Raw genomic sequence first — 18512 nt, 5'->3', positions numbered from 1 at the left:
TGAAATGTTCTGATTTGCCTGAAGAAGTCAACCGGCCTTTCGAAAACGGCCTGCCCCTCCCAGCAGTGGGGGAAAGGGCAGGCCGGATAACTCTCGAAATCCTCAGGCAGCCTTCGTCTTCACCTTGCGCGCCAGATGCGCCACGACATTTTCGATCATCCGCATCCCGGCATCGCCGCCGAGCGTCATGATCGACTCCGGATGGAACTGCACCGCGGCGATCGGCTCCTTGGCGTGTTCAATACCCATGATCGTGCCGTCGTCGCTTTCCGCGGTGATGATGAACTCACGCGGCAGCGTCGAGGGATCGGCGAAGATCGAGTGGTAGCGGCCGACCGTCACCTCCTTGGCAAGGCCGGAGAAGACGATGCCCGGTTCCAGCACGCGGATGCGCGAGGGCTTGCCGTGCATCGGCACCGCCAGATGACGCAGTTCCCCGCCATAGGCTTCGGCGAGCGCCTGCAGACCGAGGCAGACGCCGAAGATCGGCAGGTTGCGCGCCCGTGCCTTCTTGATCGTCGCCTTGCAGTCGAAATCCTTCGGTGCTCCGGGTCCGGGCGACAGCACGACGAGGTCGGGGTTCAGCCGGTCGAAGATTTCCTCCGGCACCGGCGTGCGCACGGTCGAAACCGTCGCCCCCGTCTGGCGGAAGTAATTGGCGAGCGTGTGGACGAAGCTGTCTTCGTGATCGACGAGCAGGATGCTGACGCCCTTGCCGACGCTTGCGACGTCGCGCTGGACCCTGCCGGAATTGCCCGTCTTGGCGTCTCGGATGGCGGAAAGCATGGCAGAGGCCTTCAGTTCTGTTTCGGCTTCTTCTTCGTTAGGAATGGAATCGTTGAGCAGCGTCGCACCGGCGCGCACCTCGGCGATACCATCCTTGATGCGTACGGTGCGCAGCGTCAGGCCGGTGTTCATGTCGCCGTTGAAGCCGACCATGCCGATCGCTCCACCATACCATGCGCGTGGGCTCTTTTCATGGCTCTCGATGAAGCGCATCGCCCAGAGCTTCGGGGCGCCGGTGACGGTGACGGCCCAGGCGTGGCTGAGGAACCCGTCGAAGGCGTCCATGTCGTCGCGCAGCCGCCCTTCGATATGGTCGACCGTGTGGATGAGGCGCGAATACATCTCTATCTGACGGCGGCCGATCACCTTGACCGAACCCGGCTCGCAGACACGGCTTTTGTCGTTGCGGTCGACATCCGAGCACATGGTGAGCTCGGACTCGTCCTTCTTGGAATTCAGCAGCTTCAGGATCTGCTCGCTGTCGGCGATCGGGTCGTCGCCGCGCTTGATCGTGCCCGAAATCGGGCAGGTCTCAATGCGACGGCCGGAAACACGCACGAACATTTCGGGCGAGGCGCCGACCAGATATTCCTGATGGCCAAGATTGATGAAGAAGGAATAAGGCGACGGATTGATCGCCTTCAGCCGCTTGGATATGTCGGACGGCTTGCTGTCGCAGCGCTCCATGAATTTCTGCCCGGGCACGACTTCGAAAAGGTCGCCCTTGCGGAAACTTTCCTTCGCCTTGGTGACGAGCTCGGCATATTCACCCGGCCGGTGATCGCTCTTCGGCGGAATGGCATCCGTGTGTTTGAAGGGCTCCGCTGCGATATCCTGCGCCTTGCCCTCGGTCGTCACGCCACCTTTTTCGAAGTCGTAACGGTCGACCCAGGCCTTGGCGGCGTAGTTGTCGACGACGAGGATCTCGTCCGGCAGGTAGAGCACCATGTCGCGCTGGTCGGAGGGTCGCGTCAGCTTTAGATCGATCGCATCGAACTGGAAGGCGATGTCGTATCCGAAGGCGCCATAGAACCCGAGGCTCGCATCCGCCTGCGAATAAAACAGGTCGGTGACGGCGCGCAGCACGGTGAAGACGGTCGGCATCTTCGAACGTTCTTCCTCGGTGAACACCCGGTCCGGCGTCTTGACGGTGAGGTCGAGGCGGCTGGCTGAGGAAGCGCCGAGCACGATGTCGGAGACTGTCTTCAGTCGTTCGGTCACAAAGCCGAGAATCACCTCGCCGCGTTCATTATAGGCCTCGATCCAGACGTCGCGCCCGAAGGAAGAGATGCCGAGCGGCGGATCGACGACGGCGGTATCCCAGCGCGTATAGCGGCCCGGATATTCGTAGTTCGACGAAAACACCGCGCCGCGGCGCTCATCGAGCTTGTCGACATAAGAAGAGACCGCATCGCCGTAGGGGATCGCCCGCCGCTGCCGCGTGACAGTAATGCCGCCCTTGGTCTCGTAGATTTCCGCACCATCATCCCGCAGGATCGTTACCATTGTTCCACTCCGTTATCGGGGCCCGGACGACAGGCGGCCATATACAAAAAAAGCCGCCTCGAAGTTTCGGGCGGCTCACTCGTCGTCTTTGGACACGATTGGTCGAGGCCGCCTTAGCGAACCCACCACCAAACAGCAATGTTCAAGGACTTGATCATGAAAAAATTGTTAGCCTGAGATCAGCCATTGCGCAAGAGGCGAATGCGGGAATGAAAAAGGGCGGCCCGAAAGCCGCCCCTCCCCAGCCTTGAAGGCGTGATCGCGATCAGAAAGTCTTGGTGATCGAGACCTTGAACGTACGGCCCGGCTCCGAATACCACTCCCGCGGCTGGGACGCCGTCGCCGAGCTCAGATTGACCTCGCGCACGGCGAGCGCGTTGTAATGTTCCTGATCAAAGATGTTGTATACGCCTGCCTGCACGCGCAGACCCGGCACCTGTTCAGGCGTCCACCAACCGGTCAGGTCGACGATCGCGTAGCCGGGCGCATCGAAGGTCGTGTCGGCAGTGTTGGTGACGGGCGTATTGAGATGGTCGGTGAGCATGCCCGCCGAAAGCGTCGAAGAAAGATCGAAGCCGAAATTCTCGTTGCTCCAGCCGCCGCCGACGATCGCCTTGAACGGTGCCACCGAGCGTAGGCGCTGAGTGGTTTCTTCATTTCTGCCATATGCATAGGCAAGTGACGCATGCAGATTTATGCCGTTATTGAATGTCTTGGCGGCGCTGGCTTCAATACCGGAGATCGTGGCCGCAGCCACGTTGGTGTAATTAAACTCCGTAAAGCCGGTCGCGTCGACGCTCGTCACCGTCTCGATAAAGTTCTGGTAGCGGGTGTGGAAGGCCGCGACCCGACCGGTAAAATCGCCCGTGTCAAAATTAGCGCCGATTTCGACGCCGCGGCCGATTTCGGGTTCCAGATCGGGATTGCCGAGCTGGGCGTAGCGGCTCGTCGGGTTGTAGAAGCGGCTGTAGAGTTCATCCACGGTGGGTGCGCGGAAGCCGACTGACAGCTGCATGTAGAGCTGCACGTCAGGCGTCAGCTCGTATGTCGCAAGAATCTTCGGTGACAGGCCGGCTTCCGTGCGGTCGTTCAGGTCCCCGAAACGGGTAAGCCCGGTATTGCTTGCGAAACTCCCGCCGGTCGAGGGATTGTAGTTGAACCAGTCAAAGCGGAAGCCGGGTGTCAGCGCGAAGCCGGTATTGCCGATTTCGATCTTGTCTTCGACAACAAGCCCAAGATTCTGGCTGTCGACACTGGGCACTTCCGCCTGATTGTTCAGCGCCGGGCACGTTGTGGGCGTCGGGCAAAGTGCCCAGCTATACTGGCTCCAACTCGAAACGCCGACGTCGAGGCCCACTCGAACGGAGTGGCTGAGACCGGAATATTCGAAATCCTTCGTTGCCGTGCCACTGAAGCCCCAGGTTTCGTTTTCAATCTCGTTGTTACGTCCATAGGCCACATTGGCGGTCGTACGGCCCCTGCTGCCGGCTTCCTTCTTCAAATCCAGCCAATAGAGCGTGGCACGCGCACTGCTGAAGAACGCGTCGGAGGACTGCGCTTCATAATCATAATCGAGCGATACACGATCGCGGTCACGCAGTTCGCGACCGTCATAATTGTTGATCATGAAGTTGCGAGGACTGGTGCCTCCCTGGAGTTGGCGCAGGTCGGTCTTAAGATCGCGGCGGAATCGTTCCGCTGCCAAGCCGATGCGATGGCCGCCTTCCAGCTCCTGGCGCAGTTTGAAGAGCAGGTTGTTCTGATCGAAATCAGCCGGATTCGCCTCGGTGCGAAGAGCACCGTAGCTGTCGTTGTCGCCCATATTGTCGCGTTCATGGCCCTTGCGGTAGCCGCCCTGAAAGAGGATCGACGTGTTGCCGATCTTCTTGGCAGCGGCGGCCGAGCCGGAAATGCTGCGGTCTTCGCTGTCATAGGTCGACTTGACGATAGCACCCCAATCCCGGCCTTCGGGAATAAGATCCTCCGGCTCCAGGGTATTGAGAACGATGGCGCCGCCGAGCATGCCGGAACCGCCCTTGCTCGAATCCGCGCCGCGCACAATATCGAGCGAGGACAGTGAATCGAAATCGAAGGTGTCGCCGCCGCCGTTGGCGTTGGCCGGCGCGAAAGCGCCCTGACGCGAGCTGTTCGAAATATAAGGTATCGGAATGCCGTCGATGGTGGTCAGGATGCGAGCGCCGGAAAGGCCGCGCAGGTTGAAGCCTGCGTCACCACGCGAATAATTCACGCCTGCATCGACGCTGCGGCCGATATCGTCATAATTGGTGACCTGCTTTTCTTCGAGCTGCTTGGCAGTGATCTCGGTGGCAAGCGGCGTGTCGGCAACGCTGCCCGGCGCCACGCGTTTGCCCTTGACGACGATCTTCTGCAGGACAGTGCTGTCCTCAGCTGTGGCTTGCGGCTCGGTTGCCGTAGCGCTTTGCGCGAAAGACTGCGAAACAGGAAGAACAACTGTGGCTGCCGTGCAGACCAATAGAACCGAACGCCAATGCCGGACGATCATAACCTACCCTCTAATGATGATTACCGGGCTGGCTGGTCGTGGCGTGTCGCACGCTCGAGGGGCTGGCTGGGCTTTTGCGGATGAAGACGAAGTAGAATTCTGCCTTCTTTTCGCCGCATAAAAAACATGAGGAGCATTGTCAACATAACTCATCGTTTTATGTTGAATATATCTATCAAGTTTTACCGATCTTCAAGGACGTTGCACAATTGCAACGAAAAACGCCCTCATGCGTTGTCTTTAGCCACGGATAGGAGGAATCGGACGCGTTGAGAAAACTTTCGACATTGGCGATCCTTTGCGCCGCTACCGCCTTTCTTGCCGGCGCCCGCCTGCCCCCGCAAGGCCCGATGCCCGAACCTCGGCCAGATGCCGGACAGGCGACCAGCCCCACCTCCCCCTCCTCGGAAAAGGCGGAACCGCCCGCGCCTGAAGAAGTCCCGGCCCCTCAGCCGAAACCCGATGTCAACGATCCGGAGGCACCGGCATCGGGCCAGCCGCCAGCGCCGCAGGCCGCACCGTCAAAGCCCGGGCCGGCAGAGCCGATGCAAGGTCCGCCGCGGCCGTCGGGCAGCCCCGAAAGCTCGCAGCCGCCGACGGAAGAAGGTAAGCCGCCCGGCGAGCAGACACTTGAAGAGCAACACCTGACGATCGAACCCGAAAGCGATGCCGAGCATGCCGAATGCACGGCCGCACTCCAATCCCTGGGCGTCGTCTTCAAGGACACGCCGCGCATCGACGACGGCAACGGCTGCGGCATCGACAAGCCGATCATCGTCTCTGAAGCCCTGCCCGGCATCAAGCTGAAGCCGGAGGCGACGATCCGCTGCCCAGCGGCACTCGCCCTTGCCCGCTGGATGAAGGACAGCGTCATCCCCGCTGCCTCCGCTGCCCTGCCGGAGCAGGGCCGCATCACCACCGTCAACCAGGCAACGTCCTATATGTGCCGCCTGCGCAACGGCGCCGGAACCGGCAAGATCTCCGAACATGCCCGCGGCAACGCCATCGATATTGCGAGCTTCCATTTCGAAAAGGGCGATGATGTCGCCGTCCGCTCCCGCCGCGAGGATTCGACCCTCACCGGCGCCTTCCAGCGCACCGTTAGCGCCGCCGGCTGCCTCTACTTCACCACCGTCCTCGATCCCGAAAGCGACGCGGCCCACGAAACCCATTTCCATCTCGATATCATCGAGAGAAAGGGCGGTTATCGCTACTGCCACTGATCATTCAGTGGTTGCGATCCTCGCTTGAATCGCACGGCGAAATAACCACATAGAAGCTGCAAAATGGGTGGAGGGGGACTACGGCGAATGAAGATCATAGCGAACATCATCGCGGTTCTCCTGATCGTCGCTGTCGGCTTCATCTTTACCGGTGAATTGCATTGGCTCTTTGCCATCGCGATGCTGTTGCTCGGCACGCTGCAGAGCCTTTTCATCTGGCTGTTTATCGATCCAGACTTTGAAAAGCGCCGGCAGCATCGCCTGGTCGAGCGTTTTGGAAAGCCATCCCCTGATCAGAACAACCCCTCGATATAACCTTGATCATTGAGGAAAATCCGTTCCGCCGACGGCGATTTCGGCAAGCCTGGCATCGTCATGATCTCGCCGGTGATGGCGACGACGAAGCCCGCTCCCGCCGAAAGCCGCACCTCTCGCACGGTGACGATGTGGCCTTCCGGCGCGCCGCGCAGGTTCGGATCGGTGGAGAAGGAATATTGCGTCTTCGCCATGCAGATCGGCAGCTTGCCGTAACCCTGCTCCTCCCATGTCTGCAACTGGTCGCGCACCGCCTTGTCGGCCGTCACCTCGCCGGCGTGATAGATCTTCGAGGCGACGATCTCGATCTTCTCGAACAGCGAAAGATCGTCGCCGTAAAGCGGCTGGAATTTCGCCTGCCCGGATTCGGCCAGTTCCACCACCTTGTGCGCCAGTTCCTCGATGCCGGCCGAACCCAGCGCCCAATGACGGCAGAGGATCGCCTCGGCGCCGAGCCTCGAGACGAATTCCTTGACCGCCGCGATCTCGGCCTCGGTATCCGAGACGAAATGGTTGATCGCCACGACGACGGGCACCCCGAAACGGCGCACATTGGCGACGTGCCGTCCAAGATTGGCGCAGCCCTTCTTCAGCGCCGCGACATCCTCCGTGCCGAGATCGTCCTTCTTCACCCCGCCATTCATCTTCAGCGCCCGGACGGTCGCGACGATCACCGCCGCATCCGGCTTCAGCCCCGCCTTGCGGCACTTGATGTCGAAGAATTTTTCCGCTCCGAGATCGGCGCCGAAGCCTGCTTCCGTCACCACATAGTCGCCGAGCTTCAGCGCCGTCTTCGTCGCCGTTACCGAATTGCAGCCATGGGCGATATTGGCGAAAGGCCCGCCATGCACGAAGGCCGGATTGTTCTCCAGCGTCTGCACCAGATTCGGCTGCATCGCATCTTTCAGCAGCACCGCCATGGCGCCATCGGCCTTCAGGTCGCGCGCATGCACCGGCGTCCTGTCGAAACGATAGCCGATAATGATGTCGCCGAGCCGCCGCTCCAGATCCTTGAGATCGGTGGCAAGGCAGAGGATCGCCATCACCTCGGAGGCGACGGTGATGTCGAACCCGCCCTGGCGCGGGAACCCGTTGGCGACGCCGCCGAGCGAGGAGACCATACTGCGGAGCGCCCGATCGTTCATGTCCATGACCCGCCGCCAGGTAATGCGGCGGATGTCGATATTCTCTTCGTTGCCCCAGTAGATGTGGTTGTCGACCATAGCCGCGAGCAGATTGTGCGCCGATGTGATCGCATGGAAATCGCCGGTGAAATGCAGGTTGATGTCTTCCATCGGCACGACCTGCGCATAACCGCCGCCAGCCGCCCCGCCCTTGACGCCGAAGCAAGGGCCGAGCGAGGCCTCCCGGATGCAGACTACGGCTTTCTTGCCGATCCGGTTCAGCGCGTCGCCGAGCCCGACGGTGGTGGTCGTCTTACCCTCGCCCGCCGGTGTCGGATTGATCGCGGTGACGAGAATCAGTTTGCCGTCCTTCTTGCCCGCCTGCGCGGCGATGAACTCGGCGCTGACCTTCGCCTTGTCGTGACCATAGGGAACGAGCTGCTCGACCGGAATGCCCAGTTTCGCCCCGATTTCGAAGATCGGCTTTTTGGCCGCGGCGCGCGCGATTTCGATATCGGATTTGATTGATGGCATGGATGTTCCCCCGTCCGCCTCCGCGGGAGCGGAGTCGCTGTTTTTCTCCTCATCGAGATAGCGAAATATCGACGGGGTGTGAATAGCGCTGCGCCTTGCGGCCGCCACGCTTACAGCGCCGCGCGTCTTTTCAGACGCACAAAGGACGCTGTAACACTTTGAATCTACGCATCGACCCGAAAATCTGTTTCGATTTTCGGGTCGATGCGCTAGGCGTTTATGTGGCAGTCAACGATTGCGGCTTCTTAGGGTGAAGACATGAAAGCATTGGAAATCTTCGTCGAGCGCATCATCCTGTCGAGCCGCTGGATCCTCGTGGCCTTCTATATCGGCCTGGTGCTGGCGCTCGCCGTCTATGCCGTTTCCTTCGGCTATAAGCTTCTGAAGATTGCCGCCGGCGTCTTCGTACTGGACGAAGCTGGGATGATCCTTGCCATGCTCAGCCTGATCGATGCGGCCCTCGTCGCAAGCCTGATCGTCATGGTGATGATCTCCGGCTACGAGAATTTCGTCAGCCGCTTCGACGAGGTCGACGAGGCCGACAGCGAAGTCTCCTTCCTCGGCAAACTCGATTCAGGCAGCCTCAAGATCAAGGTCGCCTCCTCGATCGTCGCAATCTCCTCGATCCATCTGCTGCAGGTCTTCCTCAACGCCGACCAATATGCGGACGGCAAGATCATGTGGCTGACCTTCATGCATCTCGCCTTCGTCGCCTCCGCCGTCATGCTCGGCTTCCTGGAGAAGCTGATGAGCGTCACGTCGAAAAATGATCTGAAGGATAAGGATTGACGAGCGGCACAGAGGCGCCTTCGGAGGGTGAACAAGCGGCAGCTCGACGCAGAACGCCGAGCTATCCTCTTTCGCGTCCTGAGATCAATTGACCGAAGCAGCAACAGGAACGATTTCTGCCTCAGCCTTTCTCGGGCATCGAAGGCTTTCCTTCGCCTCTGGTCCACAGACATGCACGCCGGGCTCTTCATCATAAGGGATGATACCATTGATGATGCCAAGCTTGAGCGCCTCAGAAGGAAGTATGATACTTCCTCGCTCAGTTGATGTGGCGGGCATCATCGTCTCGTATGTCTCGGCATTGACGCCCATCTCGTCGAAATAAACGAAAAATCTCGTATATTCAGCCGTCGTCGGCCTGACGAGGCCGATCGAGGAATATCCGACAATCCGCGGCGTTCCGCTCATCAGGACAAGAGTACAGCTCGAAAGGCAGTACGCACGGCCGGCAAAGACTTCGCCCTCGGTCGGTCCGCTTTTGGCGATGCTGGTTTCGCAACGCGGATCCAGCTTTGGACAATTCGGCAACTGCGTTCTGCCAACCGAGGTCTCCAAACCTGCAGCACGGATCATACGCCCCATCGCGAAAGCCGCATCCATGTCCCCGCCATTGGACTGAAGGACGATCGGCAGCTTTCTTTCGCCGAGCGTCGTCAACACCGCCTTCAGCCGAGCCGGCGTATCCGGCGTTATGTCTCCATCCGCAGAAATCCACTGCGTGCACTCTTCCTGGCAGTTGCCATTGGACATCAGGAGGAAGTCCATCGGCTGGGTTTTCGGCAGACTCCCGCTTGTGTCTGTGGCCGCATTCTGCGCGGGCGCCTCAGATACCGGCGTCTTAGATCCAGGCGCCTCAGCCGCCACAGGCGCTTTGGCTGCCGGATGGTCGTGACAGACAGCATCGGCCGCTGCATTCGGCGCGCAGAGCGGCATCCCCGGCCATTCATTATAAGCCAGCATGTCCGTTGAAAGTCCCATTCGAAGGGCATCTGCGGGCGCTACGATGTTGATGCTGTCAGGCGTGGCGCTCATCATCAGACCAATCAGATCCTCGCTGACATCCATTTCTTTCAGATAGGCCGTCAAGGCAGCGGTGGCCTTCTTTCCAAGCTTGGTGGAACTGCTTCGCCCCGCCACCTTGCGTCCGACCTCCTTGCGGGAGATCTCCTTTTTCTTGCCGTTCACGATCTTGTATTCGATGCGATAGGAAACTCGCACCTTGTTGTAGACGGTCGTGATCTGGTGGACGCCGATAAAGGCCCATTGCGATGCGACACGCGACGTACCGCCGGCGAACGCCAGCGGACAAGCGGAAAAGCAGTATGCACCGGACGAATAGGTGTAACCGATTGCGCTACCGTCTTTGGCAATAGCGGCTTGGCAGCGCGTATCCCCAACCGGGCAATCTTTGAGCCGCGTGCCGCCGACCGCCGTTTCCAGCCCGGCCTTGCGGATCATCCGGCCCATCGCATAGGCGGCATCGACGTCGCCGCCTTCCGAACGGAAAACGACAGGCAATTTACGGCCGCCGATCTTCTTGAGTATTTTTCTCAGCCGCGCGGGCGTATCGGACGTTATGCGCCCCTCCGCCGATATCCATTCCGGACAGTTTTCCTGGCAGAGAAGACTACGCACAAGGATGAAGCTCATCGGCGGCTGTGCCGCCTTCTTCTCCTCGGCAGCCTGCGAGGTTGCCGCTCCGATCGGCAAGGTCAAAAGGAGAAAAACAAGTAATAATGTGGAAAATAGACACTTCACCAAAAAAGAAATTGCAAAGCGCACGATTAAATTGCCTCAGTTGTACTGAGCATACGCTTAGCAATTGGACCGACTGCCAGCAAGTCGGATTTCGACGCCCGCTGCGGTCCTCTTATCTTTGTTCTCTCATTCGCAATCCGGCTGACATGGCGACCCGCTGCGGCCGTGTTCACGGCAGATCACCCGGCCAACGCAAAGCGCTGCAGGCGGACCGGCCCATCGCCTTTACGCCGGTGCCTGAGGGATCCGTGTTCTGTCCCCGAAATTCTCCAAAGTGATTCTCTCCCTGCCCAGCTGGGCGAGATCTATAGCTAGGCGGCAATGGAGGAACTCAAAGTGATACCGCGACGCTATCTTTGCAAGTCGAAACTCAACCGAAGCGCGAGCTGCTGTGGCTAATTTTTCACAATTTGAATGAATCGGCTTGCGTTAGGTCAATTGGGGCTAGCATCCCGCCGATTTTCTGTATTTGATAGCGGTAACATGGGGCTGCCGGGGGCGTACAAATGTCTTACATGACTACCTCTGAAAGACAGTCATTGCTTTCGGCAGAGCTTGCGACCGCACGGACGCGCAGCCTGTTCGCGCAGGCACTCGGCAGGGTCTCCACAGCCTTCGGATTGTCGCATGCGACGCTGATGCACGCTCCTTCCCCCGAAGACCTCCTCTTGAAACCCCTGCTGATCGAGAGCTCGCTTCCGGCAGCCTATGTCAGGGATTTCGACCGAGCCCACATGATGCGCGGCTGCCCTTTCGGCGTAAGGTTAAGAGCGTCTGCCGTGCCGCCGGCCTGGCACCTCAACGACGCCTCCAATGGTCAGGCTTTCCCCGCCGAACTTCGTGCCCTGATGCTGCGCCATTCCATACCTGCAGGCGTTGCCATGCCGACCATTGCAGCCGACGGCCAGCGTTTGGTCTTCTGGTTCTGCGGCGAGCGCGCCGCACTCGGCCAGAGCGAAATCAACGAGCTGGCAATGATCATTCTCCATGCACTCGATGCATACAATGCAGTCAAGCGCAGCGAGGAATGCGCGCATAACGCGCTGTCGACTCGAGAACTAGAGGTTGTGCGCTGGACTGCCCAGGGCAAGACCTCGATCGAAATCGGTCAGATCCTCACGCTCTCGGATCATACGGTGAACGCCTATATGACGAACGCGATCAAAAAACTCGATTGCGTCAACCGGACCCAGTTGGTAGCTAAGGCAATTCGATTGAAGCTGATCAACTGAGGAATCAGAAGAGAGTCGGCACGTCGTCCCGTGATCTGGGGGAATCGTGCCTCTTCGCTTCGAACAGCCCGTTATTGACAAGACAGAACAATCCCGTGCCCACATCGGCATCACCGATGGGGAAGTCGTCCAGATGCTTGCTGCCTATCGTCTTTTCGGCTTCTGGCGCATCGACATCGAGACAGGACATTTCTTTGCAAGCGAGGATGTCCATGCGATCTTCGGCCTCTCCTACAGCGACGGTCCTGTCAACCTGACAGAGCTGATGTCGCGCATCCACGAGGAGGATCGCAGCCTGATCGCCCAAACCTTCGAAGAGGCGAGCCTTCACGGCCTCGGCTTCCATTTTGTTTATCGTGTCGACAACCGGCTTGGCGGCTACAAGCTGGTGCGCAGCGTCGGCCGCTTCCGAAACGATGAAAGCGGCGGCGGCATCGTCGGCATCACCTATGAATTCGTAGAGAAATTACGCGTCGTCGGCTTCGAGGACAACACGATACCCCGCTGACTCCAGACGTTTTAGCGGTCGAGCACGGAGCGGATCTCGACGAGGTTCGAGCGCACCCTCAGAATATAGAAGCCCATGGTGGCGAGATGGCTCGGCATGATCCAGCCGTCCTCGCGACCGTTCGAGATGATCGCGGGCTGGATGCGCAGTGCGGCCTGGAACTGCCGCGTCGTGCTGCCCCAGATCGCGCCGAGATTGCGTTCCTGCACCACCTGCGAGAAATCCGCCTGGGCGGCGGCAAGGATGGCGTAGTAGGCATAGAGCTGGCCATAGGCGAACCAGAACCGGTCGTCGGCGCGTGTATCGAACCAGCCGCGATTGTGGTTTTCCGAGCGCTCGGCGAGCATGTCGGACGTGCCGCCGAGATCGTTGGCAATGCGGTCGATGAACTGCATCAGATTGTCGGCGCGGCCGTCGAAAATGACATTGCAGAGGGCGAGATCGGTGTTGAACTTGCGCAGGCTGCCGATCGCCGAGCGATAATAGGAAGGCGTCGGCGTCTTTGGCCCGAAGGGATTGAGCCCGAAATACCAGCTGTTTTCGTCGAACTGCAGATTGCCACGCGCGCTCTGCAGGTCGTTGTTGATGCCCGACGTGCCGCGCACGCGCCCAAGCGTATCGACCAGCTCCGCCGAGGTCCGCCGGACCGCCTGATTGACGCCGCGCTGGAACGACGCCTTGTTGTCGAGGAAAGGCGTATGGTCCCAGTCGATGCCGAAGAAGCCCATCTTGTAGAGCAGCATGGAGGAGATCCACGCGTTCTGATTGACATTGAAATCTGTCAGATCGGCCGCGACGTCGACGATCGCCGAGCGCTGGCAGGTCTTGGCAGGCGCAGCATTCGTCCCCTCGGCGACCGGCACTTCCTGCCCGGCGGCAACCTTGCGTTCGGAAAGCCGGTACTGGTCGACGAAGGCGGTGTTGAAATTCGACCAGACCTGTGTCTGCCAGAAGAAATAGCCGTAGAGCCCGACGAGCAGCACCACGAACGCGATGACCGGCAGCCGGATCATCCAGCTCCGGCGCTGATACCAGCCGTGCGCGGCAAGAAAGGGCCAGAAGGCCCAGGCGGAAAACAGGCGGGCCCAGCGGCCGATCGTCTGGCCGATCTGCCTGAAAAAACCGGCTATCCGGTCAAGCATCGTCGTCTCCTATCAGGCGAGGCGAACATCGGGACATTGCTGCCCCGCTGCATCCCACATATGCGCTCGATGGGCCGAGCACAACACGAGCCCTTCGATTTTTCGGAATGAAAGCATTGTGGAAGAGGGGTATTGCCTCGACCGGCGGGTCAGGAGCGCAGGAAAGGCCAGCTGAAACGGAAGGACCTGCGCGCCGTGTCGATCAGAGGCGCTCCCGATGTTTCCGGCGGCGGTTCGGCATAGGTCGGAAACCTTCTGGCGAATTCGAGATCGGCACGGCTCTTGCGCCGCTCCAGATCCTGAGCGACCAGCATGCCCTTCTCGAACAGCCTGATCGGCGCGGCGATATCGGGAAAGAGTTCCGGCTTGATCCTCACCTTCATGCCCGGCCGGTCGGTATCGACCTGCGCCTGGTAGATGATCAGCCGCTCTTCCACGTCGATGAACAGCTTGCGCAACAGCGCATTGCAGGCGGCGATCCGGCCGTTCAGCGAATCGACAAAGGTCTGGAACAGGCCGATGAAACGCTCGCGCCGCTGGCTGTCGTCGCGCATCTCGTGCTCCCCGGCGGAAATCCGCTCGGCCTCCGCCTTCAGCGCCCGCCGCTCCGCCTCCATCTGCTCCCAATGCGCCCTGTTGCCATAGACGCCGATACGGCCTTGCGTGGTCAGCGCCTTGGCATTGAGCTCCTTCATCTTGAGGCGGGCGATATCGATGGAAACGACCAGCCGACGCCTCTGCTCGACGATATCGACAAGGCTGAGTTCGGCCGCCTTGTGCCGGTCGGTGAGCGCGGCGCGCTGGCCGGCGATAAGCCCCGCGAGCGCGTCCGATTTCGTCAAAAGGTCGAGCAGCCGCTCGATGACGGGCGCCTCGCGCACGCGTTCGGTATACATGCGCCACATCCGTTGACGCGACACCCAGCCGGCCATCTTCTCGCGCAGCGTCAGCCCCCGGAAACTGTCGAGATCGGCAGAAACCTCGGCCGTCAGCCGATCGAGGCAAAAGACCAGCTCGGCCAGTTGGGCGTCGAGCGCCGCAGCATCAGCGATATGGGCCTGGAAGCGGGCATTTTGCTCGAGGAAGACCTCGTCGGCCGATCGTGTTTCGTCGCCGCCGAAGGCACCGATCGCGGCCACGCAATAGGCTCCCTCGGCCGCAATCCTTTCGGCAAGGCTGCCTGCGGCTTCATACTGGCTGTCGAATGGCGGGGGTTTGCGCACCAAGCCTCTCCAGGGAATCTCCTGACCCCAAGCTAGTCGCTTGCGGCGCCAAAGAAAACAGGCAGCGTCGCGGGCTTCAGACCGGCTCGGCGATCCAGGCGCCGTTCATCGCGTCGTCCCAGTGCCTGCGGCAGAGCGAGACATATTTCTCGTTGCCGCCGACATCGATCTGCGCGCCTTCGTGCAACACTTCTCCTTTCGCGTCGAGCCGCACAACCATCGTCGCCTTGCGTCCGCAATGGCAGATCGTGCGCACCTCGCGCATTTCGTCGGCGATCGCCAGCAGTTCCTGCGAGGCCGGAAACAGCTTGCCCTGGAAATCGGTTCTTAGCCCGTAGACCATCACAGGGATGCCGAGCCTGTCGACGACGCGAGCCAGCTGCCAGACATGGACAGGCGTCATGAAATGCGCCTCGTCGACGAAGATGCAGGAAATCGGCGCCCCTTCGCCGCTCAGCGTCGCGACCAACAGGAACAAATCCTCATGCGGCTCGAAGGGAATGGCGCTCGCCTCCAAGCCGATCCGCGAGCCGATGACGCCTCGGCCCGCGCGCTCGTCGAAGGCGGCGATCAGCTGCACCGTGCGCATGCCGCGCTCCTGGTAATTGTAGGAGGCCTGCAGCAGCATCGTCGACTTGCCGGCGTTCATCGTCGAGTAGTTGAAATAGAGTTTTGCCATCCGATTTCTCCTTGATCGGCTTATTGAAAGCTCGGAATGGCAAAGAAAAGCCCTGCGTCAGCGATAATCACAGGAATCCAGCCCGAAAACCGCTGAAAGCCCCTAAAACAAGGCATTGCCAAAAAATCCGCGGACGTCGCAATCGCATAGGTCGATACGGCGCAAACGCACGGAGGTCGCTTGTCAAACTCGACTATTGATGGTTGGCTTGGGAACCTAAAGACTGGGAGTCTAAAATGAAAACAACAAGCACGTTCAAACTCGTTACCGCAACTGCCGCCGCCGCCCTCTCCGTTGCGACCGCCGCCTTCGCTGCCGACCCCGACAGCTGCTCCACCGTTCGCTTCTCGGACGTCGGCTGGACGGATATCACCGCCACCACCGCCACCGCATCCGTCGTCTTGAAGAGCATCGGCTATCAGACCGACGTCAAGGTTCTCTCGGTGCCGGTCACTTATACCTCGCTGAAGAACAAGGACATCGATGTCTTCCTCGGCAACTGGATGGAGACGCAGGAGAAGGACGTCCGTCCCTATCTCGACGACAAGTCGGTCGAATCCTTCGGCCCGAACCTCGTCGGCGCCAAGTACACGCTCGCAACCAACGCCAAGGGTGCGGAACTCGGCATCAAGGACTTCAAGGATATCGCCGCTCACAAGGACGATCTCGACGGCAAGATCTACGGCATCGAGCCCGGCAATGACGGCAACCGCCTCATCATGGACATGATCGAGAAGAACGAGTTCGGCCTGAAGGATATGGAAGTCGTCGAATCCTCCGAACAGGGCATGCTCGCCCAGGTCGCCCGCGCCGACAAATCAGGCAAGCCCGTTGTTTTCCTCGGCTGGGAACCCCATCCGATGAACACCAACTTCAAGCTGACCTACCTCTCAGGCGGAGACAAAGTCTTCGGCCCTGACTTCGGCGGCGCCAAGGTCTTCACCAACGTGCGTGCCGGTTATCTCGACGAATGCCCGAATGTCGGCATGATGTTGAAGAACTTGAAGTTCTCCCTCGACATGGAGAACCAGATCATGGGCAAGATCCTCAACGACGGCAAGGAGCCGGAAGCTGCGGCTTCCGAATGGCTGAAGGCGAACCCCGCAGCGCTCGAGCCCTGGCTTGCGGGCGTCAAGACCCGCGACGGCAGCGGCGAAGCCCTCGCGGCCGCCAAGACCGGCCTCGGCCTTTGATGATATGAACGGGGCGGCTCGCCGCCCCGTTTCATTTTGTCCGATTGTTGTTTTTTTGGATAGGCGCCCCCTTGAATTGGATCACCGAATTTAAGATTCCCGTTGGCCCCTGGGCCAAGTCCTTCGTGGATTGGCTGACCTCGAACGGCGAATGGTTCTTCAACCAGATCGCCTTCCTGCTGTCGAGCGCCATAGACGGCCTGCTCTTCGTGCTGCAGAAGCCTCATCCGCTGATCGTCATCGCTGCCATCACCGCCATCGCCTTTTGGCTGCGCCGGTCGATCGCGGTCGCCGTCTTCACCTGTCTCGGGCTGCTGCTGATCGTGAACCAGGACTACTGGAAGGAAACGACGGAGACGCTCGCGCTCGTGCTCGCCGCCACCTTCGTCTGTATGGTGATCGGCATTCCGCTCGGCATTGCCGCCGCCCGCCGCCCTTGGGTCTATGCTGCCATGCGCCCGGTGCTCGATCTCATGCAGACCATACCGACATTCGTCTATCTGATCCCGGCGCTCATCCTGTTCGGCCTCGGCATGGTGCCGGGCCTGATCGCGACCGTCATCTTCGCAATCCCCGCCCCGATCCGGCTGACGCGCCTCGGCATCATCTCGACGCCGCCGTCCCTCGTCGAAGCCGCCGTCGCTTTCGGCGCGACGCCGATACAGGTGCTGCGCAAGATCGAGCTTCCCTTCGCCACGCCGCAGATCATGGCGGGTCTAACCCAGACCATCATGCTGTCTCTGTCGATGGTCGTCATCGCCGCCCTTGTCGGCGCTCCCGGGCTTGGCGTTCCCGTCGTCCGTGCGCTGAACACCGTCAATATCGCCAAGGGCTTCGAGGCGGGCTTCTGCATCGTTATCCTGGCAATCATTCTCGACCGGATGTTCCGCACCGCGGGTGAAGGAGGCGCTGCATGACCGCGGTAAGCTTTAACAATGTCAGCATCGTCTTCGGCGATCGGCCGGAAACCGCGCTTGCTATGGTCGACCAGGGCAAATCGCGCGACGAGATCGGCGCCGCCACCGGTCTGGTGCTCGGTGTGGCCAACGCCTCGCTGACGATCGAGGAAGGCGAGATCCTGGTGCTGATGGGTCTTTCCGGCTCCGGCAAGTCGACGCTGCTGCGCGCCGTCAACGGGCTCGCTCCCGTGGTGCGTGGCGATGTTGCGGTCTCGGCGGCCACCGGCCCCGTCAACCCCTACAGATGCAATGCCAAGGCGCTACGCGAGCTGCGCACCCACACCGTCTCCATGGTGTTCCAGCAATTCGCCCTCCTGCCCTGGCGCACCGTCGCCGACAATGTCGGCTTCGGCCTCGAGCTCGCGGGCATGCCGGAGGCCGAACGCAAGGTCCGCGTCGGCGAGCAGCTTGAACTCGTCAACCTGACGAAATGGGCGGACCGCAAGGTCAACGAACTCTCAGGCGGCATGCAGCAGCGCGTCGGGCTTGCCCGCGCCTTTGCCACCGGCGCCCCGATCCTGCTCATGGACGAGCCTTTCTCGGCGCTCGACCCCCTAATCCGCACCCGCCTGCAGGATGAACTCCTGGAATTCCAGCGGCGGCTGAAGAAGACCATTCTCTTCGTCAGCCACGATCTCGACGAGGCCTTCCGCATCGGCAATCGCATCGCCATCATGGAGAGCGGCCGCATCATCCAGTGCGGGACGCCCCACGATATCGTCAAGAACCCCGCAGACCAGTATGTCGCCGATTTCGTGCAGAACCTCAATCCGATCAACATGCTGACGGCGGCCGACGTCATGCAGCCAGGCCTCGGCCAGACTGCCGCCGGCATGAGCGTCAGCGCCACCGCCCGAGCCGCGACCCCGCTCATCGATATCCTCGATGCCCTTGCCCGCCAGCCGGGCAGTATCGGCATCGTCGAGAACGGCGCAATCGTCGGCACCATCTCGGCTCAGGATATCGTCGCCGGCCTCACCCGCCATCGCCGCAAGCAGGAAGCTTGATGTTTTCCAT

At 60.5% G+C, this 18512-nt stretch carries 15 protein-coding genes; 8 read left to right on the top strand and 7 right to left on the bottom strand.

Going from position 1 to position 18512, the window contains the following annotated elements:
- Positions 1 to 102 precede the first annotated feature (102 nt).
- Both G9X64_RS35530 and G9X64_RS35525 read right to left on the bottom strand, forming a co-directional pair.
- Positions 103 to 2292 carry an anthranilate synthase gene (locus tag G9X64_RS35530; protein WP_168310606.1) on the bottom strand — a complete coding sequence of 730 codons (2190 nt, stop codon included), beginning with the start codon at positions 2290 to 2292 and terminating at the stop codon, positions 103 to 105.
- 265 nt (positions 2293 to 2557) lie between these two features.
- Positions 2558 to 4816 carry a TonB-dependent hemoglobin/transferrin/lactoferrin family receptor gene (locus tag G9X64_RS35525; protein ID WP_171378358.1) on the bottom strand — a complete coding sequence of 753 codons (2259 nt, stop codon included), beginning with the start codon at positions 4814 to 4816 and terminating at the stop codon, positions 2558 to 2560.
- A gap of 269 nt (positions 4817 to 5085) precedes the next feature.
- Here G9X64_RS35525 and G9X64_RS35520 point away from each other — a divergent pair, with 269 nt between their 5' ends.
- On the top strand, positions 5086 to 6039 hold the full coding sequence (locus G9X64_RS35520) for an extensin-like domain-containing protein (RefSeq protein ID WP_168310604.1): 954 nt from the start codon (positions 5086 to 5088) through the stop codon (positions 6037 to 6039).
- Between the two features lie 87 nt (positions 6040 to 6126).
- The gene (locus G9X64_RS35515) at positions 6127 to 6354 is read left to right on the top strand and encodes a hypothetical protein (RefSeq protein WP_168310603.1); all 228 of its coding nucleotides are present in this window, start codon (positions 6127 to 6129) and stop codon (positions 6352 to 6354) included.
- Here the strand turns inward: G9X64_RS35515 and G9X64_RS35510 are convergent.
- Positions 6333 to 8012 (bottom strand): formate--tetrahydrofolate ligase, encoded by a 1680-nt coding sequence (locus tag G9X64_RS35510; protein WP_168310602.1) that lies wholly within the window; start codon positions 8010 to 8012, stop codon positions 6333 to 6335. The genes G9X64_RS35515 and G9X64_RS35510 overlap by 22 nt on opposite strands.
- Positions 8013 to 8270: 258 nt before the next feature.
- Here G9X64_RS35510 and G9X64_RS35505 point away from each other — a divergent pair, with 258 nt between their 5' ends.
- Entirely contained in the window at positions 8271 to 8801 is a 531-nt protein-coding gene (locus tag G9X64_RS35505) for a TIGR00645 family protein (protein WP_168310601.1), read from the top strand.
- An 84-nt stretch (positions 8802 to 8885) separates the two neighbouring features.
- Here G9X64_RS35505 and G9X64_RS35500 read toward each other — a convergent pair whose 3' ends face one another.
- Complete coding sequence (locus G9X64_RS35500; protein ID WP_171378357.1) at positions 8886 to 10583, bottom strand: COG3904 family protein; 1698 nt, start codon at positions 10581 to 10583, stop codon at positions 8886 to 8888.
- 482 nt (positions 10584 to 11065) lie between these two features.
- On the opposite strand from G9X64_RS35500, the gene G9X64_RS35495 reads away from it, so the two are divergent.
- Positions 11066 to 11791 carry a helix-turn-helix transcriptional regulator gene (locus tag G9X64_RS35495; protein ID WP_168310599.1) on the top strand — a complete coding sequence of 242 codons (726 nt, stop codon included), beginning with the start codon at positions 11066 to 11068 and terminating at the stop codon, positions 11789 to 11791.
- A 46-nt stretch (positions 11792 to 11837) separates the two neighbouring features.
- A complete protein-coding gene (locus G9X64_RS35490) occupies positions 11838 to 12299 on the top strand; it encodes a PAS domain-containing protein (protein ID WP_168310598.1) in 462 nt (153 codons plus the stop codon).
- An 11-nt stretch (positions 12300 to 12310) separates the two neighbouring features.
- Here G9X64_RS35490 and G9X64_RS35485 read toward each other — a convergent pair whose 3' ends face one another.
- The 3 genes from G9X64_RS35485 to G9X64_RS35475 form a co-directional block, all read right to left on the bottom strand.
- Positions 12311 to 13441: a DUF2333 family protein gene (locus G9X64_RS35485; protein ID WP_168310597.1), complete on the bottom strand. Its 1131-nt coding sequence runs from the start codon at positions 13439 to 13441 to the stop codon at positions 12311 to 12313.
- 149 nt (positions 13442 to 13590) lie between these two features.
- On the bottom strand, positions 13591 to 14664 hold the full coding sequence (locus G9X64_RS35480; protein ID WP_168310596.1) for a hypothetical protein: 1074 nt from the start codon (positions 14662 to 14664) through the stop codon (positions 13591 to 13593).
- Positions 14665 to 14740: 76 nt separating this feature from the next.
- Complete coding sequence (locus G9X64_RS35475; RefSeq protein ID WP_168310595.1) at positions 14741 to 15343, bottom strand: thymidine kinase; 603 nt, start codon at positions 15341 to 15343, stop codon at positions 14741 to 14743.
- 236 nt (positions 15344 to 15579) lie between these two features.
- Here G9X64_RS35475 and G9X64_RS35470 point away from each other — a divergent pair, with 236 nt between their 5' ends.
- The 3 genes from G9X64_RS35470 to choV all read left to right on the top strand — a co-directional run bounded on the left by G9X64_RS35470 (position 15580) and on the right by choV (position 18502).
- Complete coding sequence (locus G9X64_RS35470) at positions 15580 to 16536, top strand: choline ABC transporter substrate-binding protein (RefSeq protein WP_168310594.1); 957 nt, start codon at positions 15580 to 15582, stop codon at positions 16534 to 16536.
- Between the two features lie 71 nt (positions 16537 to 16607).
- A complete protein-coding gene (gene choW, locus G9X64_RS35465; RefSeq protein ID WP_017961531.1) occupies positions 16608 to 17453 on the top strand; it encodes a choline ABC transporter permease subunit in 846 nt (281 codons plus the stop codon).
- On the top strand, positions 17450 to 18502 hold the full coding sequence (choV, locus tag G9X64_RS35460; protein ID WP_168310593.1) for a choline ABC transporter ATP-binding protein: 1053 nt from the start codon (positions 17450 to 17452) through the stop codon (positions 18500 to 18502). The genes choW and choV overlap by 4 nt, the downstream gene beginning before the upstream one ends.
- Positions 18503 to 18512 lie beyond the last annotated feature (10 nt).

Source organism: Rhizobium sophorae (assembly GCF_013087515.1).
GTDB lineage: Bacteria > Pseudomonadota > Alphaproteobacteria > Rhizobiales > Rhizobiaceae > Rhizobium > Rhizobium sophorae.
Note: the sequence above shows the minus strand (reverse complement) of the source record. Positions and strands in the feature narration are given on the sequence as shown.